The organism is Robertkochia marina (assembly GCF_004799345.1).
GTDB classification, from domain to species: Bacteria; Bacteroidota; Bacteroidia; order Flavobacteriales; family Flavobacteriaceae; genus Robertkochia; species Robertkochia marina.
This window is the reverse complement of sequence record NZ_SSMC01000002.1, coordinates 421,970-442,785: the sequence shown is the minus strand read 5'-3', so window position 1 is coordinate 442,785 and position 20,816 is coordinate 421,970. Positions and strand designations below refer to the sequence as shown.

The 20,816-nt window shown below is 43.8% G+C and carries 17 protein-coding genes and 1 pseudogene; 12 read left to right on the top strand and 6 right to left on the bottom strand.

Features of this window, described 5'->3' with window-relative positions; translation table 11 throughout:
• Positions 1 to 204: 204 nt before the first annotated feature.
• A complete protein-coding gene (locus E7Z59_RS08445) occupies positions 205 to 561 on the top strand; it encodes a hypothetical protein (protein WP_136335881.1) in 357 nt (118 codons plus the stop codon).
• Between the two features lie 416 nt (positions 562 to 977).
• Here the strand turns inward: E7Z59_RS08445 and E7Z59_RS08440 are convergent.
• Positions 978 to 1,691: pseudogene (locus tag E7Z59_RS08440) on the bottom strand (YifB family Mg chelatase-like AAA ATPase); the annotation flags it as partial.
• Between the two features lie 477 nt (positions 1,692 to 2,168).
• Here E7Z59_RS08440 and E7Z59_RS08435 point away from each other — a divergent pair.
• Positions 2,169 to 3,866 carry a hypothetical protein gene (locus tag E7Z59_RS08435; RefSeq protein ID WP_136335879.1) on the top strand — a complete coding sequence of 566 codons (1,698 nt, stop codon included), beginning with the start codon at positions 2,169 to 2,171 and terminating at the stop codon, positions 3,864 to 3,866.
• Positions 3,867 to 3,903: 37 nt separating this feature from the next.
• The gene (locus tag E7Z59_RS08430) at positions 3,904 to 4,662 is read left to right on the top strand and encodes a hypothetical protein (protein ID WP_136335878.1); all 759 of its coding nucleotides are present in this window, start codon (positions 3,904 to 3,906) and stop codon (positions 4,660 to 4,662) included.
• A 448-nt stretch (positions 4,663 to 5,110) separates the two neighbouring features.
• Here the strand turns inward: E7Z59_RS08430 and E7Z59_RS08425 are convergent, their stop codons facing one another.
• Entirely contained in the window at positions 5,111 to 6,649 is a 1,539-nt protein-coding gene (locus E7Z59_RS08425; RefSeq protein WP_136335877.1) for a YifB family Mg chelatase-like AAA ATPase, read from the bottom strand.
• 123 nt (positions 6,650 to 6,772) lie between these two features.
• Here E7Z59_RS08425 and E7Z59_RS08420 point away from each other — a divergent pair, with 123 nt between their 5' ends.
• Complete coding sequence (locus E7Z59_RS08420) at positions 6,773 to 7,294, top strand: DinB family protein (RefSeq protein WP_136335876.1); 522 nt, start codon at positions 6,773 to 6,775, stop codon at positions 7,292 to 7,294.
• Positions 7,295 to 7,400: 106 nt separating this feature from the next.
• On the opposite strand, the gene E7Z59_RS08415 is transcribed toward E7Z59_RS08420, so the two are convergent.
• The 4 genes from E7Z59_RS08415 to pabB form a co-directional block, all read right to left on the bottom strand.
• Complete coding sequence (locus tag E7Z59_RS08415; RefSeq protein WP_136335875.1) at positions 7,401 to 8,984, bottom strand: solute:sodium symporter family transporter; 1,584 nt, start codon at positions 8,982 to 8,984, stop codon at positions 7,401 to 7,403.
• Between the two features lie 235 nt (positions 8,985 to 9,219).
• On the bottom strand, positions 9,220 to 10,539 hold the full coding sequence (gene tilS / locus E7Z59_RS08410; RefSeq protein ID WP_136335874.1) for a tRNA lysidine(34) synthetase TilS: 1,320 nt from the start codon (positions 10,537 to 10,539) through the stop codon (positions 9,220 to 9,222).
• Positions 10,540 to 10,543: 4 nt separating this feature from the next.
• On the bottom strand, positions 10,544 to 11,368 hold the full coding sequence (locus E7Z59_RS08405; protein WP_136335873.1) for an alpha/beta hydrolase: 825 nt from the start codon (positions 11,366 to 11,368) through the stop codon (positions 10,544 to 10,546).
• A 191-nt stretch (positions 11,369 to 11,559) separates the two neighbouring features.
• Positions 11,560 to 12,858, bottom strand: a complete 1,299-nt coding sequence (gene pabB / locus E7Z59_RS08400) for an aminodeoxychorismate synthase component I (protein WP_136335872.1) — start codon at positions 12,856 to 12,858, stop codon at positions 11,560 to 11,562.
• Positions 12,859 to 13,193: 335 nt separating this feature from the next.
• Between pabB and E7Z59_RS08395 the strand changes: the two genes are divergently transcribed.
• Genes E7Z59_RS08395 through E7Z59_RS08360 form a run of 8 tightly spaced genes read left to right on the top strand, consistent with a single transcriptional unit; the run spans position 13,194 to position 20,807 of the window.
• Positions 13,194 to 13,826 (top strand): GNAT family N-acetyltransferase, encoded by a 633-nt coding sequence (locus E7Z59_RS08395; protein ID WP_136335871.1) that lies wholly within the window; start codon positions 13,194 to 13,196, stop codon positions 13,824 to 13,826.
• A 3-nt stretch (positions 13,827 to 13,829) separates the two neighbouring features.
• Positions 13,830 to 15,017 (top strand): argininosuccinate synthase, encoded by a 1,188-nt coding sequence (gene argG, locus E7Z59_RS08390; RefSeq protein ID WP_136335870.1) that lies wholly within the window; start codon positions 13,830 to 13,832, stop codon positions 15,015 to 15,017.
• On the top strand, positions 15,014 to 15,988 hold the full coding sequence (gene argC, locus E7Z59_RS08385) for an N-acetyl-gamma-glutamyl-phosphate reductase (RefSeq protein ID WP_136335869.1): 975 nt from the start codon (positions 15,014 to 15,016) through the stop codon (positions 15,986 to 15,988). The genes argG and argC overlap by 4 nt, the downstream gene beginning before the upstream one ends.
• A gap of 20 nt (positions 15,989 to 16,008) precedes the next feature.
• Positions 16,009 to 16,806: a pyrroline-5-carboxylate reductase gene (proC, locus tag E7Z59_RS08380; RefSeq protein ID WP_136335868.1), complete on the top strand. Its 798-nt coding sequence runs from the start codon at positions 16,009 to 16,011 to the stop codon at positions 16,804 to 16,806.
• A 7-nt stretch (positions 16,807 to 16,813) separates the two neighbouring features.
• Positions 16,814 to 17,971: an aspartate aminotransferase family protein gene (locus tag E7Z59_RS08375; RefSeq protein WP_136335867.1), complete on the top strand. Its 1,158-nt coding sequence runs from the start codon at positions 16,814 to 16,816 to the stop codon at positions 17,969 to 17,971.
• 24 nt (positions 17,972 to 17,995) lie between these two features.
• Positions 17,996 to 18,931 carry an N-acetylornithine carbamoyltransferase gene (locus E7Z59_RS08370; RefSeq protein ID WP_136336313.1) on the top strand — a complete coding sequence of 312 codons (936 nt, stop codon included), beginning with the start codon at positions 17,996 to 17,998 and terminating at the stop codon, positions 18,929 to 18,931.
• Between the two features lie 11 nt (positions 18,932 to 18,942).
• Positions 18,943 to 19,719 (top strand): acetylglutamate kinase, encoded by a 777-nt coding sequence (gene argB / locus E7Z59_RS08365; protein ID WP_136335866.1) that lies wholly within the window; start codon positions 18,943 to 18,945, stop codon positions 19,717 to 19,719.
• Positions 19,719 to 20,807: a M20 family metallo-hydrolase gene (locus tag E7Z59_RS08360; RefSeq protein ID WP_136335865.1), complete on the top strand. Its 1,089-nt coding sequence runs from the start codon at positions 19,719 to 19,721 to the stop codon at positions 20,805 to 20,807. Before argB ends, E7Z59_RS08360 begins: the two co-directional genes overlap by 1 nt.
• Positions 20,808 to 20,816 lie beyond the last annotated feature (9 nt).

Sequence of the window (20,816 nt, the reverse complement as noted above, 5' to 3'; positions counted from 1 at the left end):
TGGGGCCATGCCTCTGCCTTACAGCAGATAAATGCGGCCTGGCAGAGGAGTTTGAGAAGTTGATTTTAATTTGAATCAAATTTGAAGTCGTCAAGGCTGACTGCATAACGGTATAACGGCATAACGGTATAGCCGCATAACGGCATAGAATATATGTTGCATCTAAATAAGAATAGTACTACATTTGAGTACATCATCTTATTCATGACAAATAAATTATATGTTGACCTCGTAGATGAAGTCATTAATTATCTGTATTCAATTCCCAAAGGAGCTGATGAGGGTCATATTTATGGAGTCATCAAGGAAAAACTGAAGGGCACCAAGCTTGAAGGCTATGAATTTTCTGTGGCTCAACGCCTGATAACCAAAATGAAGGAGGATGGTGTTATCTCTTCTTATAGCATTAACACAGGGATAGTGGGTGTGGTAACCATCTACCAACTCATAGATGAAGGTGTTAGAATTCACGACTCCGGAGGCTATCTTAAACATTATAAACTGAGCTATAAACTTACACGGCTGCAAAGAATCAAGAGTTGGTTGGGTTTGAGGAAGTGAGAGGACCATTGAATTATCATTAGCCAGGGTACAATAACTGCAAGGTTCGAAATTCTAACATCAGGCGTAAAATAACAGATTAACCACCCCGCCCTTCCTGCCAGCGCGCCAGCTGGCCCTTTCGCTAAAAAGGTCTATTAGACCTTTTTTTAACGCTCAGTCCTCCTTAGAAAGGAGGGGGTATATTTCAATTCAAAAACTATATACAGTACCAGAAGTGATTGAGGAAGATTCGGGAGATTGCCACGTTCCGCTTTTGCCATCGCGCCGGCTGGCTCCTTCACTAAAATGTTTCACTGAACCATTTTTTCACGCTCGGCCCCGCAAATACGACGAAAAGGTACTTTTTTTCATCTACAATCCATCATTCACCATTCACCATTCACCATTCACCATTCATAACCCATCATCCATAATCAACCTAACCACCCCTCCCGGTCGAGGCTCCTGTACTGAATCGCCTCTGCGATATGGTGAGAAGCCACCCGCTCTGCCCCCTCAAGATCAGCGATGGTTCGGGAAACCTTCAAAATACGGTCATAGGCCCTGGCCGATAGTCTGAGTCGCTCCATGGCATTTTTCAATAAATCAGAAGAAGGGTGATCCAACTCACAGAACTGCCGTATTTGCCGGGTATTCATCTGAGCATTGTAATGCGTACTTGGCTGTTGTTCAAAGCGAGCCTCCTGAATGTTTCTGGCCTTACATACCCTTTCGCGGATCACTTCAGAAGATTCTCCCCTCTCCCTTTTAGAAAGTTCTTCAAAGGGGACCGGGTTCACTTCGATATGAATATCGATACGGTCTAAGAGCGGACCGCTGATCTTGTTCATATACCGCTGTATCTCTGAGGGGGTATTGACCACCGGTGACTTACCGTCATTGAAATACCCTCCCGGGCTCGGATTCATACTGGCTACCAGCATAAAACTGCTGGGGTAGGTAATGGTAAATTTAGCGCGGGAAATGGTTACTTCCCGGTCTTCCAGTGGTTGTCGCATAACCTCAAGTACTGCCCGTTTGAACTCCGGCAGTTCATCCAAAAAGAGTACTCCATTATGCGAAAGAGAGATCTCCCCCGGCTGGGGATAACTGCCGCCACCTACGAGGGCCACATCAGAGTTAGTATTAAATGTAAACATTAAAAATGTAGTTATACGTAATTGATTATACTACTCTATTCATAAGAAACATCTGAACGAAAAAATATTGTTTTAAACTAATTTAACCTTACTTTGTTCTTGTAACCAGTAGTTTAGCCCTGGAAATTAAATTTCTTTATTTCTATCCCCCACACATTTTTTTCAGAATTCTGGTATGCCAACTTTTGGTGTAATTGTAATTGAATCTTCGTGTTTTCTCCCTCTCACAAATGATTCATCGTGTATAATGAGGCCAATGGAAAAATTATTATAATGACTCAACCACAACTTTTAGCCCCTGCTTATTCATGGCCTTTGGCATCACTATTCAACGATCATTATTTCCCTCTAAAACTGTTAGTAAATCTTCTCCAAGCTATAAGGAACTTCCAATTTGGAATCCTCATTATGTCTTTCCCTTAAACACTACTATTCATTACTTATTCAACAATTAAACATTACACAATGAAAAAGTTTCTAATGCTGCTGATGATCATGTCCATGATTGCATGTAGCAAGGACGACAGTCCACAGACAAGTACTGACCCTGATGTTGGCAAAGTCTCGCTGACTATCAATAATGGTCTTTTGAAAGATCAAGGTCAAATTGGAGCCAAAGGCTCTTTGAACCGAACAGATGATATCACTGATTTGGCTGGATTGACATTAAATTCAGTGGAAACTTCAGTGCTCAAAGGGAATTCAGTAAACCTAACCTCTTCACAGTCTGATACCAGAGCAGTTCGGATTATTGGTGTTGCTGACTATCAAATCGTAACTCAGACTTACCCTAGAAGAGTCTACATTAGATATTTTGTCAGAACCCCTAACACTAATGAAAACTATCGGATTTTGTTTCAAGCACGGGACAGTAATGGCAATGTCATTCAAGAATTTTTGACAGGTTCTCAAATTGAAGTCGGGCGGGAAGCCATCTATGAAACCTTCTTCGAGGTTGATGAAACATTTCCGACAAACATGAGTGAATTGAATTGGACAACAGAGTATAGAGTCTATTCAACAGCAACTGACTATCTTTCTCCAGTTCTGGCACCCGAAGTGCATAATACAACATCTCTGCTAAATGCAACGGATGAATGGGAATGTTCTCTGGGTACGTACATTGTCCCACATAGAATAAATCGTCGGGTAAGTTATGACGATTTAGAATGGCAGTTGGGTCAAGATGATACCGATTTTGTCAGGTTTGTGATTGATAATCCTTACAGCTTTCCACTCTATATGGGTAGGATTAATAATCGGTATAAGACCGACCCAATCTTTGAATTTGACAGAATAGAAATTCCTGCTCAGTCAACGTTGTTCTTCTCTATGGAATCAGCTGACGTCTTTGGTCCGGGTGGAAGTGCCATAGTGGTTGATATTCCGCTCTACAGAGAGCCTACGGCATCGACCACATCTATTGTATGGTCTCAAGAATTGTCAATACCCGGAATCGGTTTTCGTGGAGAAGAGGATAGATTGTTTACCATCCAAGCTTGTGATTCTAAAGATCATTTCAATGTTGTGCCGGTACCGGTAACTATTGATTGCACTTTCCCGGAGACACCAACTCCTGATTTCCCGACAGAATTTGAAGTTCTATTCTTGAACAATCCTGAGCGACCCGGAGAACAATACAGTTTCTATCCGGTATCAGTTGACACTCCAACCGAGTTTGATATTCCTCTCGGAGTTTGGGACGTTCAAGTTCAATCTAAAGACCCAGCAGACCCACCAATAATCTCCTATTCAGACAATATCTGGTTGATTGATTATGATGCTGGTATCGACTTTAGGTCTCAGAAGACTTTCTCTTCAGAAGTGTACACTCTACAATCGGAGATTCTAGTTGCTAAGAAGAATCATAGCACTACTGAGATTCCGTTCATCAAAAAGTTTTCAACTAATGCAGTAAGTTCAATAACTCGAGATGTAGGAGACTATTGGGTGATCTACCCTGTTGTAAATGATGTCAATACTGACTACACATTAACCCTATATGACGAAAGGAATGACCCCTATGAAGTAGGTCAAACATTGACCACTGGTATGAGGTATCGTTTCATCTTATGCCCATCGTCCGAAGTAGGGATTCAGACCAACAACACCTTATTCCAAGAACCAGTTGACGAAACTATTGGACAAAAATTTATTCAATAATCGGACGACAGTCCGCTAACACTTAAATTACGAAATCATGAAAAATTTCAAATTTTTACAAATTGCATTTCTAGCAGTAATCTTCCTATCCTGCTCTAAAGATGAAGATACTCCAATGCAGCAGGAAACAGGAACAGTATCAATAGAACTAACTAATGTTCTGGTTGATCAAGAGTACATCGGTGCTAAAGGCGCCTCAGTGATGAATGCAACCTCTTGCCAATTTCCCGATCTACCGACAATTACTATACCTTCACTGTTCACGGTTAAATTCAAGAAGAATGGTGCTGATGCATATGTCTTCAATGATGTAACTGCGGGAACAAACGCCTTTGATGTTGTCTTAGATCAATATGACATCGAGGTTATCAGTAACAACTATAACCCGAATCCAGTTACTCTGGAAGTTATTCTTGAATCTGATGTTCAAACCGTAGATTTTAGGACTCAGAAGACCCTAAATGTTCTCATGAACACTAAGCAGTCACTGATTCTCTTAGCTAGAGAGAATGTTGACATCAGCAATGGTAATACTACACTCACAGCACCAGATGCAACAGTCACTGGATTAACACTTGGCTATACAGATTATGTCGGAGTTTATGTCAAATCTGATGTATTCTCAGGAGGTACTCTGTCTTTCCAAGACACTCAAGGTACAATCTGGAATGAGACTCTTCCAACCCTTGAATATGGGAAAATCTATAGATACTTAGTCTGCCCTGACAGTGAAGTTGGAATATCTGTAGCCACCGGAATCTTTGAAGATGCACCAAACGACATCATAGTTGAATAACATTTTCGTTTCATAATATGTTAATTTAGTTTTGCATATGAGAGGGGCGACCGAAGGGTCGCCTTTTTCTATGTGTATTTTTTAATTTTCTACCATTGCAACAATACTTTACAGTATGATCATCAACACACCAGGGCATCTGCTTTAAGGGACAATGAATCTTGATTTCCCATTATAGGCTAGTCATCATACCGACTCGATCAAAATCAAAGATGCTTTGAATCCAATACTGGTCGCACTAGACGGTATTACTGACGATTCAATCCTGAATTCGCTGAAGAAAAGCATTATACCTTACTGTTCAGATACAAAGAAGGAAATTATAGTGATGAGATACTGAAAAATTTCGCATTTGGTTCGAATGATTAATATAGACAGATAGTATTCCCTCCAACTAAGGCGCACCGCCCTCTCAATCACACCAAAACCTAGCATCCATCATCCATAATCATGATAACCACCCCTCCCGGTCGAGGCTTCTGTACTGAATAGCCTCTGCGATATGGTGTGCAGCCACCCGCTCTGCCCCCTCAAGATCAGCGATGGTTCGGGAAACCTTCAAAATACGGTCGTATGCCCTGGCCGATAGTCTGAGTCGCTCCATGGCATTTTTCAATAAATCAGAAGAAGGGTGATCCAACTCACAGAACTGCCGTATTTGCCGGGTATTCATCTGAGCATTGTAATGCGTACTTTGCTGTTGTTCAAAGCGAGCCTCCTGAATGTTTCTGGCCTTACATACCCTTTCGCGGATCACTTCAGAAGATTCTCCCCTTTCCCTTTTAGAAAGTTCTTCAAAGGGGACCGGGTTCACTTCGATATGAATATCGATACGGTCTAAGAGCGGACCGCTGATCTTGTTCATATACCGCTGTATCTCTGAAGGTGTATTGACCACCGGTGACTTACCGTCATTGAAATACCCTCCCGGGCTCGGATTCATACTGGCTACCAGCATAAAACTGCTGGGGTAGGTAATGGTAAATTTAGCGCGGGAAATGGTTACTTCCCGGTCTTCCAGTGGTTGTCGCATAACCTCAAGTACTGCCCGTTTGAACTCCGGCAGTTCATCCAAAAAGAGTACTCCATTATGCGAAAGAGAGATCTCCCCCGGCTGTGGATAACTGCCGCCACCTACCAGGGCCACATCACTAATCGTATGGTGCGGACTTCTGAACGGTCTCCTCGTGATCAAACCGTTACCATTCACCTTTCCCGCAACCGAATGGATCTTGGTGGTTTCCAACGATTCCTTAAGGCTCATTGGTGGTAAAATGGAAGGCAGCCTCTTGGCCAGCATGGTCTTACCGGAACCCGGCGGTCCGATCAGCACTATGTTATGTCCGCCGGCTGCAGCGATCTCCATACACCGCTTTATACTTTCTTGTCCGCGAACGTCGCTAAAATTAAGATCAGGGAATTCCAGCTGGTCATGAAACAGCGCTGCCTTATTTAATACCTCTTCTTCCAGGGTACATTTACAGGAAAAGAAATCCATCACCTCTTTAAAATGAGAAACCCCATATACTGCCAATCCTTCTACAACGGCTGCTTCCTCCGCATTTTCTTTGGGGAGTATCAACCCCTTAAATCCTTCTTCCCTGGCCTTGATGGCCATAGGTAAGGCCCCTTTTACAGGTTGCAACCCTCCGTCAAGAGACATCTCTCCCATCAACATATAATCATGGAGATCCAGCAGCGGAGTAAACTTATCAGCAGAGATCAGGATTCCCAGGGCAATGGGCAGGTCATAGGCAGACCCTTCTTTTCGCATATCGGCCGGAGCCATATTTATGGTCACTTTTTTACCGGGTATACGATACCCGTTGTTCATCAAAGCAGCTGCTATACGGTAGTTACTTTCCCTGATCGCACTGTCCGGCAGGCCAACTAAATGATAGCCTACTCCGGGACCAATATGAACCTCAATGGTGATCACCATCGCTTCGATGCCAAAAATGGCACTCCCAAATACCTTGGTTAACATAAACTTACATTTCTATAAAAATATAGAAAATAATCTATATTCATGTATCTCTAAGCAGTTTATCATCGATAATAAAAGATTATAAGTAACTTAATATCAGTCAAAACCTCTAAAAATAAGTTTATGAAAATCAAATTTTTAATCTTTTTGTTGTTGGGTGGTTTGTACGCAAACGCTCAAACCCAGGCAATAGATGCGCTAATGGCCGATCTGGAAAGAAGTAAAAACCTTACCCTGGCATACGTAGAAGCCATGCCTGAAGATCAATTCAATTACAAACCCAACGACAGTGTAAAGTCCTATTCAGAGCAAGTATTGCATATGACCCAGGCCACTATAGGTTTGGCGTCAAATGCTTCCGGGGCTGAGCGCCTGTATGCCGACCAAAATCTTGAAAAAGATGCCTCCTTGCATAATAAAGCAGACGTAAGCAGGTTGATCGGTAAAGCCTACGACTTTGCCATGACCCAACTCAAAACTTTAAATGAATCAAATGCGGATGAAATAACGAAGATGGGTAATTTCGAATCGAGTAGAATTGGATGGATAAGGAAAGCCGAAGAGCACAATGTTCATCACAGGGGGGCATTAGCCATTTACTTGAGATCATTGAATATTGCACCTCCGGGATATCAATTATTCTAATAACCCAAGATGCAAATAAGAGTTAATAATTCATCTTAAACGATAAACCCTCAACAAAAAAGCCCTGTTTAACACAGGGCTTTTTTTAATATATGATCGGCTTTGATCATGCAAAGTAATAATAGATACCCACCACGATAGCCACGATAGCAATCCCGACAACTTTAATGTGTTTATAAGGCGTAATAGATACTTTCTTGGTGTATTCCAACTCGAAGTCGGTTTCTCTCGGGTAGAACTTCCCAATAGTAAGCATGATCACAATATTTAATACGAATAGAATGGCCATAACATGCAGGTAATGCAGCATTTCATCAGGACCAAATACGAAGTACTTCAACAACAGATACACGATATACAGCAGTACCCCGGAAAGGATACCGATCTTAGCTGCGATAGCCGGTACTCTTTTGGTAAGATAACCCACCACGATAATGGTCAGGATGGGAATAGAGTAACAGCCATTAACTTCCTGAAGGTAACCAAATAACCCCTGGGGAGCCTTTTGGATCATTGGAGCTATCAGCATGGAGGCTATAGCCAGGACGATACCAAAATATTTCCCATTGCGAATAACAGTAAGTTCATTTGCCTCCTTATTGATATACTCCTTATAAAAATCGATACTGAAGAGGGTCACCGAACTGTTAAGCGCAGAATTAAATGAGCTCAGGATGGCCCCAAAAAGAACGGCGGCAAAGAAACCTAACAATGGTTTAGGCAATACCTTATTTACCAGCAATGGATAGGCCTGGTCTGGGGTCTCAAGGTCAGGTCCAAACATATAGAAGGCTATAACACCCGGCAATACCACGATTAGCGGACCCAGTATTTTGATAAATGCGGCTAATAACAATCCCTTTTGTCCCTCCTGCAGGTTCTTGGCTGCAAGGGCTCTTTGAATAATAGCCTGGTTGGTACCCCAGTAAAAGAGTTGCACCAACATCATACCCGTAAAAATAGTCGAGAAAGGCACTGAAGCCTTGGAGTCTCCAATGGAGTTAAACTTTTCCGGTGCGGCAGCCATCAGGGTATCGATACCGGCGCCTAAAGACCCGTCTCCGATCATTAACAGTCCAAAAACAGGAATAAGCAATCCACCAATAAGAAGACCAACTGCATTCACGGTATCTGAAACCGCCACCGCCTTTAGTCCCCCGAAAATTGCATAGATAGAACCTATAATTCCAATACCCCATACACAGATCCATATCGAAGTTTCAAGACTCACTCCCAATAAGGCCGGGATATCGAACATGGTACTAATGGCCAGCGATCCTGAATACAGTACGATCGGCAGAAAGATCACTACATAGCCCAGTAAGAATAATCCCGAGGCAATGGTCTTAACTCCTTTATCATAGCGGGTCTCCAGGAACTGGGGTACGGTGGTAAGCCCTCCTTTAAGATATCGGGGTAATAGAAAAACGGCCGTAACAACCATGGCTATGGCTGCAAGGGTTTCCCATGCCATTACCAGTATTCCTTCCGAATAGGCCGAACCGTTGAGTCCGACGATCTGTTCTGTTGATAAATTGGTAAGCAGCAGGGATCCTGCTACCACTCCGGCAGTGAGACTTCGTCCGCCCAGAAAATACCCGTCTGAAGTACCTTCATTGGTCTTTCTGGTAGCGTAATAAGCTATAACAGCAACCAGGAGTGTAAATCCTACAAAGGAAAGAATGGCCATAATAGTTAGTAGTTAGTGGTTAGTAGTGAGTCGTCAATCTATTAAATTATTGATGACATTGTTACTTGTTACGTGTAACATTTTACAATGTACTAAAATAAAAGAATTGTAGATTATTCCTCAAAAATGTGAAAACTTTTACCACACTAACTATAAAAGGTTGAACTCAAAAGTTATATGACTTCGTAAACAAAAACTATATAGCCCATTTGGAATCTCATTAGTCGGGTGGGCCTTAGTGCGTTCTTATCTTGAGGATCTCACTGGTGGTTTCATCTACCCTGAACCGGTTGTCGGCCCTTCTGCCGATTACCCAGACAATGCGATCCTGGGCATCACAAAGCAGCCATTGGCGTTCCTTTTCTGCCAGGGAATACTTCTCATCCTTAAAATACTTACTGATCTTCTTTGAGCCCTTTAGTCCGAAAGGTTCAAAACGATCTCCTTCTTCCCATTTTCTGATCTTAAGAGGATAGCTCAATTTTCCTTCATCAACATAAATAACATCTTTAGCTGTATGAGTGATCTCATCTACCGATTCAAAACTCAGGGTAACCGGCCCTGTAAAGCGGGTATTCTTTTCACGAATCACATAGGTCACCTCTTCTTCCTTAACGAGGTCATTCAAATGCTGTAACACCAGAAAGTCCCGGTCGCGAAAAAGCCTGTGGGAGGCCGACAACACCATTTTTCCGGTTTGTCCGCTTAGTAAACCTTCCACATCGTTCCACTCCGTAAAACCATACTTATGAAAAAAGGCATAGAGATAGGCATTGGTGGGGCGAAGATTTTTAAGGGAGGCCACAGGTACCCGGATCATTCCTTTCTCTTTGGTGAACAAGGCTGAACGAACCGCTCTTATATGATCGTCAAGCATGGCAGCACTGCCCTGGATATAATCAATGGTCTTATTAAAATTATTCATCAGAGTCGGATTGATATCCTTAAGGCTTGGTATGACCTCATGGCGGATCTTATTTCGAAGATATTTTGTTTCCGAATTACTGGAATCTTCTATCCAACTCAGGTTTTCCTCCCTGGCAAAATTCTCGATCTCTTCCCTGGAGAAAGGTAATAACGGACGAACAACATTACCATTAACCGGGGGTATCCCGGTGAGTCCTTCCAGCCCGGTACCCCTGCTCAGGTTAATAATAAAGGTTTCGAGGTTATCGTCGGCATGATGCCCGGTTAACAAATACCTGTAGTCCTCTTGTTCCATGAGTTCATAGAACCATTCATAGCGAAGGTCTCGTGCAGCCATTTGGGTAGAGATCCCCTCCTGCTCAGCAAATAATTCCGTATCAAATCTTTTTACATAAACCGGAAGGTTCCATTTCGCTCCCAACTCACGGACGAAAGTCTCATCCCTGTTACTTTCTTCTCCTCTTAATTGAAAATTGCAATGGGCCAGGGCAGTATCAAACCCACAACAATGACGGCACAGAAAAGCAAGCACAACACTGTCTAAACCACCACTGAGAGCGATAATGAGTCGATTATTTTCCAGAAAAGGAAAATACGTCTCTATATGTGATTTAAATCTCTCCTTCATTGGTTTATACGGTTTTATGCAACCATGTACTGACGGTGTTTAAAAATTTATCCTTTTCAAGGTCATTTTGCAATTCGTGATACCCTTCTTCAAAAAGGGTCACCTGGCAATGAGGTGCTTTTCTACCAAGACTTTCGGTAGCGTTGTGAGAGGTTACCCGATCGCCGGTACCGTGGCAAAGTAACGAAGGTATTATTAATTGTTCGGGGTTTTCCATCATCCAACGGCCCATTTCCAGAAAAGGAAATACAAACGAACCGCTTACCCTGTCATGAATAAGCGGGTCTTCCTTATATTTCTTTACTTCATGGGGATCCCGCGACATAGCCGAAGCATCCAGTCCGCTTGGAAGGGTAACTCCGGGTATTAATTTTTCCAGAACCCTTCCCATCATCATTTTCCAGGCAGGCGGCTCAAAAGCCATCGCTAACAACGGACTTGTTGAAATTACCCCTCTAACGGCCGGCTTTCGTTTCATGGCATACCCCAATACCGCATTGCCTCCCATACTATGTCCGTATAAGAACAAAGGCAGGTTGGGATGAAATTCTAAAGCCTTCGCCAGGGTGAGTTCAATGCTGTCAAGCACGGCTTCGTACCCCGGACAAACGCCTCGTTTACCTTCGCTAAGTCCATGTCCGAAATGATCGGTGGCCAGCACATTAAACCCGGAATTCAATAAGGTCGGAACTACGGAAGAAGCATACCTGCCGGCATACTCTCCCATTCCGTGTACCAAAACCACGGTGCCCTTGCTATTAGGGGCTTCCCAGTGTTGGGTGTGAAGATCATAACCATGACAATGAAGTTTGAAGGTGCTCGAATCCATTTTTTAGCTAGGGTTGGTTCCTGTAAAGTTAGGATTTTTTAGGTTACGGGTTAAGAGCTAAGGGTTAAGGGTTAAGGGGTTTATAATATTCGTCTTTGCGGGGCTATATGTACTCCTTTCATCATTCATCATTCATCATTCATCATTCATCATTCATCATTCATAATTCATCATCGATCACACCTGCGGGATCACCTCCCCTCCAAAACCTGTCGCATCGCCCTTGCCTTCACCAGGCACTCTTCGTATTCCTTTTCAGGAGAGGCAGCAGCGGTAATGGCACTGCCCACGGAGAACGATACATAACGACGGGACTGGTTGAACAATATACTGCGGATGATGACATTGAGATCAAAATCACCTTGAGGGGTAAAATATCCTACAGCACCACTATAGAGTCCGCGTTTGGTCGATTCCAGTTCTTCAATGATCTTCATGGCTGAGATCTTTGGTGCTCCTGTCATAGAGCCCATTGGAAAGGTATTCCTAATGATCTCAACGGGGTCAATATCAGCAGCTACCTCAGCTACTACCGTTGAAATCATTTGATGCACCTGCTTAAAGGTGTACACTTCACAAAGCTCTTCTACCACAACTGAACCTTTAAGGGCCAATCTGGAAAGATCATTTCGAACAAGGTCTACAATCATTACATTTTCAGAACGCTCTTTTTCATCTTGTTTTAATTGATCTGCCAGACGTTGATCTTCTTCCGGATCTTCAGCTCGTTTCGCAGTTCCTTTAATAGGCTGAGAGATCACCTTTTGTCCGGATTTTTTCAAATAACGTTCCGGAGAAGCAGAGATCAAAAAGAGATCTTCCAGTTTAAAAAATGTAGCAAATGGAGGCGTTGATATGGCATTCAGATCAAAATAGCACTGCAAAGGGTCTATCAGGGTATTCTCTGCATAAAATTCCTGGCAAAAATTGGCTTCATAAATATCTCCCCGATGAATATGAGCAAGAACTTCTTTCACCTTATCCTGATATTCATCCTTATGAATGCGAAATTTTACAGATACCTCATGAGGTTCGTCGCTGCTGTATTGGTCTAATAAAGACATGATGGCTGTATGATCTTCCTCAATTTCATCATCTACCATGGGCAAATAGGAAAATCGTATTTCATCTTCCTTTAAAAGCAGTAGTTTTTTAGGCTGGAAAAAATAGAGGTCGGGAAACCCTAAGCCATCAAAATTTTCAGAAACCAGACTCTCCACATCATTTTTCAGGTCATAGGTAAGATATCCAAAGATCCAGTCTGCCGTTGTTCTTCTGTATTTGGAGAGATCATCAAAGGCCCCGAAAGTATCGGTTTTGATCGCGGTCAGCGCGTCAACAGCCAACAACGCATGAAAATCACTATGTTTTTCTTTATGGTGATTACTGTCGAGAAAAACCACCTCCTCAAACTGCTTTGCCCATAGCAGCAGTGCCTTTTTCAGCGATTCATCAAGTGGGTGAAGGAATACTTTTTCTGTTCTATTCATAGCTGCGGAAGAATATTTTTTACCGGGCAAGGCAAATTTAATAACAAAAAACCGTGCTCATTAAAAATATAATTTATAATATTGCTTGCTCAAGCCCGTAATAACAGGGCATCTTTAAAGAATGATCCAGGAACTAAAAAATATCATCAAAGCATTAAGAGTCCTTTTCGGTAAGGCTCCGGCTTATGTATTTGTTCCTGTTCGCAGCCGCGAAATTCGCCGTCCCCGCCCCTAGGGCGTTCTTTCATTTTTGGGGCTAAGGTGAGTCCGGCCCTTCTTCCAATCGAATTATCCTTTCTATCAAACAGTGTTTAACCTGTTATTCATTTTCTATTATGCAAATTTTAATTGCAAACGAAACCCATTTGGGTTACGCATCTGTTATATGCGAAACCATTGAAGAGTCGGCCAGGCAGAGAGGTACCGGGATCGCCAAACGATCTACAGAGTACATTGCTACAAAGATCAAGAATGGCAATGCCGTCATTGCCCTTGATGGGAAAACTTTTGCCGGTTTCTGTTACATCGAAACCTGGGAGCACGGTAAGTTCGTAGCCAATTCCGGGTTGATCGTCCACCCTGATTACCGGGGGCAAGGTCTTGCAACAGCCATTAAAACCAAGATCTTCGAATACAGTAATACCAAATTTCCCGATGCCAAGATCTTTGGCATCACCACCGGCCTGGCCGTAATGAAGATCAATTACGATCTCGGATATGAGCCGGTCACCTTTTCGGAGCTTACAGACGATCCGCTTTTCTGGGAGGGCTGCCAGACTTGTAAAAACTATGACATCCTGCAGCGCACTGAACGAAAAATGTGTTTGTGTACCGGTATGTTATACGACCCCAAAGCACAACCGCCCAAGCATAAGAAAACACTTAATGAAAAGGTCTTTTCACGGTTGAAAAGCATTAAACAATCGCTCTTACTGAAAAAAGACAAATTAAAAAACACAACTGTTTAAGAAATGAAAAAGCTAGTATTGGCCTATAGCGGAGGACTCGACACCTCATATTGCGTAAAATACCTCAGTGAAAACGGATATGAAGTTCATGCCGTTAGTGTAAATACCGGAGGATTTTCCGAAGACGAGCTGGCAGCTATGGAAGAAAAGGCTCATAAACTCGGTGCTGCCTCTGTGGTTTCTATTGACGCTCAACAAACCTATTATGAAAAGGTGATCAAATACCTCCTTTTCGGTAATGTATTAAAGAACAACACCTACCCTCTTTCTGTGAGTGCAGAACGTATTGTTCAGGCCACCGAACTTATCAAATACGCCAAAAATATAGGAGCTCAATACATTGCCCACGGAAGTACAGGCGCAGGAAATGATCAGGTAAGATTTGACACCATATTCCAGGTAATGGCCCCAGAGATCGAAGTGATCACCCCGATCAGAGATCATCAGCTGTCAAGGCAGGAAGAAGTTGCCTACCTGGAAGGCAAAGGGATCAAAATGGAATGGACCAAAGCAAAGTATTCCATCAACAAAGGCTTATGGGGCACCAGTGTAGGAGGTGATGAAACACTGACCTCCCATCTGGCTTTACCGGAAGAAGCTTACCCAAATCAACTGATCAAAAATGATCCGGAAAAGATAAGTATTGGCTTTGAAGGCGGAGAACCCGTGAGTCTTAACGGTAAAACCATGGATCCCGTGCAGCTTATAAAATCATTAGAGAAAATGGCCTCCGGGTATGCGATCGGAAGAGATATTCACGTGGGAGACACTATCATTGGTATTAAAGGAAGAGTCGGTTTTGAGGCTGCAGCCCCCCTTCTGTTAATTAAGGCTCATCATCTGTTAGAGAAACATGTGTTGAGCAAATGGCAACAACACCATAAAGAGTACCTGTCCAGTCAATACGGTATGCTACTGCATGAAGGGCAATACCTTGACCCTTTTATGAGAAATGCAGAAAGCTTTTTAGAAGATACCCAGAATAACGTAAACGGTACGGTTTACGTAACGCTTCATCCCTACCGATTTACCCTTGATGGCATCACCTCTGAAAATGACCTGATGCATCCTGAATTTGGAAGTTATGGTGAAATGAACTCAGGTTGGAGCGCCGCAGAGGCCAAAGGGTTTATCAAGATCAATGCCCAGGCCCAGAAAATTCAACATAATGTTAATCCCGTAACGATATGATTAAAGCAGGAATCATAGGAGGTTCAGGATATACGGCAGGAGAACTGTTAAGATTGTTAGTGCATCACGCTGAGGTGGAGATCGATTTTGTATACAGCACTACCAACGCCGGAAAAGCCATTGCGTCGGTACATCATGATCTGACCGGGTTGCTCAACCTGGATTTTACAGATGAGATCAATACGAGCGTCGATGTGATCTTTCTCTGTCTCGGTCACGGTAATTCAAAGAAATTTCTCCTTGAGCACAAGGTTGCTGAACATACGGTGATCATAGACCTAAGCAACGATTTCCGACTTGAGGCCGATGCCCAATTTGAAGGAAGATCATTTGTTTATGGCCTGCCGGAACTTGTTAAAGAGAAGATCGCCCAGGCAAATGCCATTGCAAATCCCGGTTGCTTTGCCACTGCCATTCAATTGGCCCTGCTGCCCATGGCAGAGGCAGGTTTGCTCCCTGAAGAGATCCATACCACCGGAATAACCGGAAGTACAGGAGCCGGAGTGCAACCCTCGGCCACCAGTCATTTCAGCTGGCGAAATAACAACCTGAGCTGGTACAAACCTTTTGATCATCAACACCTTGGCGAGATCAATCAAAGCTTAAAACAAACAGACCAAAAAGACCACCATGTGAGGTTTCTTCCCTACAGAGGAAATTTCAGCCGTGGTATCTTCGCCTCCAACTACTTTAAGTTTGAAGGAGAGGTTCAAAAGGCCAAAGAGATCTATAAAGAGTTTTATAAGGATTCGCCGTTTACACATGTATCTGAAAATGAACTTCACTTAAAGCAGGTGGTTAACACCAACCTGTGTTTTGTTCACCTTCACCAGCATGACGACCTGTTAATGGTTACCAGTATCATCGATAATTTGTTAAAAGGAGCCTCCGGACAGGCCGTACAAAACATGAACCTGATCTTCGGCATAGAAGAAAAGCAGGGGCTGGAACTGAAGGCCTCCTATTTTTAAACCATTAAAGCATTCCATCTATGAAAATAGCGATCATCGGAACCGGAAATCTAGGGGCTTCTATAGCCAAAGGTATCATCAAGGAGGAGCTGAGTACCTCCCTCGTCCTTACCAAAAAAAGCCTCGATAGCCTGGAGGAATTTATTTCAATCAAGGGGGTTCAGTGTACTACCGACAATAGTTTGGCGGTCAGGCAGAGTGAGGTGATCATCATTGCTGTACAACCTGCACAAATGACCCAGGTATTGAAAGCTCTAAAGAGCGACCTCAAACCTTCTCAATTGGTGATATCTACAGTTACCGGCTATTCCATAGAACAAATGGGATCTGTGCTCGGATCAGAGCAGCCCCTGGTACGTGCCATGCCGAATACCGCTATTGCTGTAGGTCAGTCCATGACCACCTTGTGCAGCAATCATCCGGCAGCATCGAAGATGGAACATGCTTTGAATATTTTTAATTGCCTGGGAACCACCCTGGCTATTTCTGAAGATAAAATGCAGGCCTCTACGGTGGTCTGTGCCAGCGGCATTGCTTTTTGGATGCGACTCATCAGGGCCAATACCCAGGGAGCCATTCAGCTGGGATTTGATGCAAAGGAAGCACACGAAATGGCAGTGCAAACCTGTTTCGGGGCAGCCAGCTTACTCGTGGCATCGGGGAATCATCCGGAGTCAGAGATCGATAAGGTAACGACCCCTAAAGGATGTACCATTGAGGGACTCAATGAAATGGAGTTCAGAGGCATGAGCGCCGCCATGATCAAGGGAATGAAGGCATCCTTCGATAAGATCAATGATATAGCCGCTGTAAAATAAAACACTTATGAAACTATTTGATGTATACCCGCTTTACGACATAACCCCTGTAAAAGGAAATGGCGTTTATGTTTATGACGAACACGGCAACCAATACCTGGATTTTTACGGAGGGCATGCAGTGATCTCTGTAGGCCATGCTCACCCTCATTACATTGACCGTATTACCCAACAATTGAAGCAACTCGGATTCTATTCCAATGCTGTCCAAAATCCGCTGCAAAAAGAGCTTGCTGATAAACTGGGGAAGATTTCCGGGTGTGAAGACTACCAGCTGTTTTTATGTAACTCAGGAGCAGAGGCAAATGAGAATGCCCTGAAACTAGCCTCCTTTCACACAGGAAAAAAGAAGGTGATCGCCTTTGAAAAGGCTTTTCACGGAAGAACATCCGCAGCGGTAGCCGCCACCGACAATAAAAAAATACAGGCCCCTATAAACTCAGGCCATCCTGTAACCCACCTCCCCTGGGAAGACCTGGAGGCCCTGGAAGAAGAATTGGCTAAAGGTGAAACCTGTGCAGTGATCATAGAACCTATACAGGGTGTGGGAGGCTTGCAGACCGCCTCGAATAACTTCCTTAAAGGGATCAGAGAACTTTGTACCAGGTACAGTGCATTCTTCATTGCCGACGAGATCCAAAGCGGCTACGGAAGAAGTGGTAAGTTCTTTGCCTTTCAATTTGCCGGGGTAAATCCTGATATGATCACTATAGCTAAAGGGATGGGGAACGGATTCCCAATGGCAGGCGTTCTTATTCATGAGCAGATTGCTCCCCAACACGGACAATTGGGCACCACCTTTGGTGGTAATCATTTGGCATGTGCAGCCGGGTTGGCCGTACTGGAGATCATAGAAAAAGAGGACCTGGTAAAAAAGGCTTCAACTATGGGCGAATTTTTAAAGAAAGAAATGGAATCTCTTCAGGGAGTAAATAACGTGAAAGGAAAAGGACTGATGTGCGGCATAACGCTGGATCAACAGACCGCTCCGTTTCGAAAACAACTTCTCTTTGAAGAGAAGATCTTTACCGGCGGGTCTGCCAATCCTCAAATGATCAGGTTACTCCCTCCTCTGACCATTGGTAAAGATCAAATTGAACAATTGGCTGCAGGACTCCAAAAAGTACTCACCCGAACTCATACCACTAAAATGGCAAATCTGTAACACATGACAACAACTCAACAGATAATAAACACCTATACAGACCTGGAAGATATTAATGATCTGCAGGCCCTGATACAGGAAGGAAGGAACCAGAAAAAAGCTCCCTTGGCACAAAAGAACCTGGGGCAGCACAAAACCTTGGCCATGCTGTTTTTCAACAGCAGCCTCAGAACGCGTTTAAGCACTCAAAAAGCTGCCCGAAACCTTGGGATGGAGGTCATGGTGATCAATTTCAACCAGGATGGCTGGCAGCTGGAATTCGAAGATGGCACGGTAATGAATGCCGATAAGGCCGAACATATTAAAGAGGCCGCTGCGGTCATATCTCAATATGCTGATCTGATCGGCCTCAGAGCCTTTCCCAGCCTGAAGGACAGAGAGAAGGACTATAGTGAGATCCTGCTGAAAAGTTTTGCAAAATACGCTACAGTGCCTGTTATCAATATGGAAAGCGCCACTGCCCACCCGCTTCAGGCCCTGGCCGATGCGATCACCATCGAAGAACAAAAAAACACCCCAAACCCCAAGGTGGTACTTACCTGGGCTCCTCATCCAAAGGCGTTACCTCAGGCCGTCCCTAATTCTTTTGTAAAGATGATGAAACTTATGGGGGCAGACCTTACCATAACCCACCCTCATGGCTATGATCTGGCACCTGAAATTGTTGGCAACGTTCCTGTGTTCCATAACCAGGAAGAAGCCTTAAAAGGTGCAGACTTCGTGTATGCCAAGAACTGGAGCTCCTACCAGGATTATGGGCAGGTACTTTCGCAGGATGAAAACTGGATGGTAACGATGGAAAAACTAGGGAAGGCAAAATTCATGCATTGTCTGCCGGTTAGAAGAAATGTGGTCGTAGAAGATGCTGTGCTTGATAGTACCCAAAGCCTGGTTATCGAACAGGCAAACAACAGAACCTGGGCAGCACAGGCCGTCTTAAAAGAACTACTCACTAAATAAAGTACCAGGTCATGCAAGAACTCAGTATCGTAAAAATCGGGGGGAATGTTATCGAAAACCCATTCCTGCTGAATGGTTTTCTTAAATCTCTGGCCAAAATGCCCGGCCGGAAACTATTGGTACACGGAGGCGGAAAACTGGCAAGTGAAACTGCCGGTAAAATGGGCATCCCGGTAAAAATGCACCAGGGTCGAAGAATCACCTGTGAAGAGACCCTGAAGGTGGTAACCATGGTCTATGCGGGTTACGTGAACAAAAATATCACAGCTGCTCTTCAGGCCGAAGGTTGCAATGCCATTGGTATGAGCGGAGCCGATATGAATATCATCACCGCTGAAAAAAGACGGGTAACCACCATTGATTATGGTTTTGCCGGAGACATCACCCGGGTCAATGTCACTCAACTCAACCTCCTTCTCGAGGCACAGGTAACCCCGGTTTTTTGTGCGGTAACCCATGACGGTAACGGCCAGCTTTTAAATACCAATGCCGATACCATTGCTGCTGCCATGGCGGGAGCCTTATCATCGGAATGGAGGACCCGACTCTACTATTGTTTTGAAAAGAAAGGGGTGTTAAAAGAGGTGAGCGATGAAAACTCCGTGATCCCTGAAATAACCCCCACTTATTTCGAAACCCTGAAAGCGAGTGGGATTATTGCCGATGGAATGCTTCCTAAACTTCACAATGCCTTTGATGCACTGAAAAATGGAGTTGACGAAGTAATGATCGGATCGCATGAAATGATTGAAAACACCACTGTAAATCACACAAAAATATTCCTGTAATGAGTCTTGAAACCTTGAAAAAAGAAGCCCTCGAGCTATTGACAGAACTGGTGGAAACTCCTTCCTTCTCTAAGGAAGAGCACAATACCGCCAAGCTCCTGGAAGCCTGGTTTGAGCAACATCAAATCCCCTTTCACAGGGAGAACAATAATCTGTGGGCCTTTAATAAACATTATAAAGAAGGGGCTCCGCTTTTACTACTCAATTCGCATCACGATACCGTGAAGCCCAATGTTGGTTATACAAGAGATCCTTTTATGGCCACTTTGGAAGACGGAAAACTTTTCGGCCTTGGCAGTAATGATGCGGGGGGATGCCTGGTTTCCTTGCTTGCTGTATTCACCTGGTTATACGATCAAAAAAACCTCAATTATAACCTGGTCATGGTGGCTTCAGCAGAAGAAGAGAACAGCGGTGCTAACGGACTAAATTCAGTACTGAAATCAATTCCGGCACCTGACGTTGCCATCGTAGGGGAACCAACTCAGATGCAACTGGCCATCGCAGAAAAAGGCCTGGTGGTTTTTGATGCAACTATAGCCGGCACACCCGGGCACGCGGCCCACCCTAACGACAACAATGCGATTTACAATACCATTGAGGTATTGCAATGGTTTAAAGACTATAAATTTGAAAAGTCCTCAGACCTCCTGGGAGATGTAAAACTTACCGTTTCTCAAATACAGGCCGGAACCCAGCACAATGTGGTACCCGCTGCTGTAAAATTGGTGATCGATGTAAGAGTAAATGAAAAATACTCCAATGCCGAGATCAATGAGATCCTTCAGAACGAAGCTCCATGCAGTATCGAACCCCGATCACTCAGACTGGGATCCTCTTCTATCCCTGAAGACCATCCACTGGTTCAGGCCGGAATCAATATGGGTCGAAAAACCTATGGGTCTCCTACCCTGTCTGACCAGGCAGTATTAAGTTGTCCGTCACTAAAACTAGGCCCGGGCGACTCTACCCGCTCGCACTCGGCAGATGAATTTATCTATGTGGATGAGATCTTTAAAGGCATTGATATTTATGCAGAATTGTTGGAATCAGTGCTTGCTAAAAAATCAGTACAAAAAAGCCACTAACAAGTAATA

Bases quoted from the DNA above. Each gene is read 5' to 3' on its own strand.
- E7Z59_RS08445 (WP_136335881.1), top strand. From the start codon at position 205: ATGACAAATAAATTATATGTTGACCTCGTAGATGAAGTCATTAATTAT.
- E7Z59_RS08435 (WP_136335879.1), top strand. From the start codon at position 2,169: ATGAAAAAGTTTCTAATGCTGCTGATGATCATGTCCATGATTGCATGT.
- E7Z59_RS08430 (WP_136335878.1), top strand. From the start codon at position 3,904: ATGAAAAATTTCAAATTTTTACAAATTGCATTTCTAGCAGTAATCTTC.
- E7Z59_RS08425 (WP_136335877.1), bottom strand. From the start codon at position 6,649: ATGTTAACCAAGGTATTTGGGAGTGCCATTTTTGGCATCGAAGCGATG.
- E7Z59_RS08420 (WP_136335876.1), top strand. From the start codon at position 6,773: ATGAAAATCAAATTTTTAATCTTTTTGTTGTTGGGTGGTTTGTACGCA.
- E7Z59_RS08415 (WP_136335875.1), bottom strand. From the start codon at position 8,984: ATGGCCATTCTTTCCTTTGTAGGATTTACACTCCTGGTTGCTGTTATA.
- tilS (WP_136335874.1), bottom strand. From the start codon at position 10,539: ATGAAGGAGAGATTTAAATCACATATAGAGACGTATTTTCCTTTTCTG.
- E7Z59_RS08405 (WP_136335873.1), bottom strand. From the start codon at position 11,368: ATGGATTCGAGCACCTTCAAACTTCATTGTCATGGTTATGATCTTCAC.
- pabB (WP_136335872.1), bottom strand. From the start codon at position 12,858: ATGAATAGAACAGAAAAAGTATTCCTTCACCCACTTGATGAATCGCTG.
- E7Z59_RS08395 (WP_136335871.1), top strand. From the start codon at position 13,194: ATGCAAATTTTAATTGCAAACGAAACCCATTTGGGTTACGCATCTGTT.
- argG (WP_136335870.1), top strand. From the start codon at position 13,830: ATGAAAAAGCTAGTATTGGCCTATAGCGGAGGACTCGACACCTCATAT.
- argC (WP_136335869.1), top strand. From the start codon at position 15,014: ATGATTAAAGCAGGAATCATAGGAGGTTCAGGATATACGGCAGGAGAA.
- proC (WP_136335868.1), top strand. From the start codon at position 16,009: ATGAAAATAGCGATCATCGGAACCGGAAATCTAGGGGCTTCTATAGCC.
- E7Z59_RS08375 (WP_136335867.1), top strand. From the start codon at position 16,814: ATGAAACTATTTGATGTATACCCGCTTTACGACATAACCCCTGTAAAA.
- argB (WP_136335866.1), top strand. From the start codon at position 18,943: ATGCAAGAACTCAGTATCGTAAAAATCGGGGGGAATGTTATCGAAAAC.
- E7Z59_RS08360 (WP_136335865.1), top strand. From the start codon at position 19,719: ATGAGTCTTGAAACCTTGAAAAAAGAAGCCCTCGAGCTATTGACAGAA.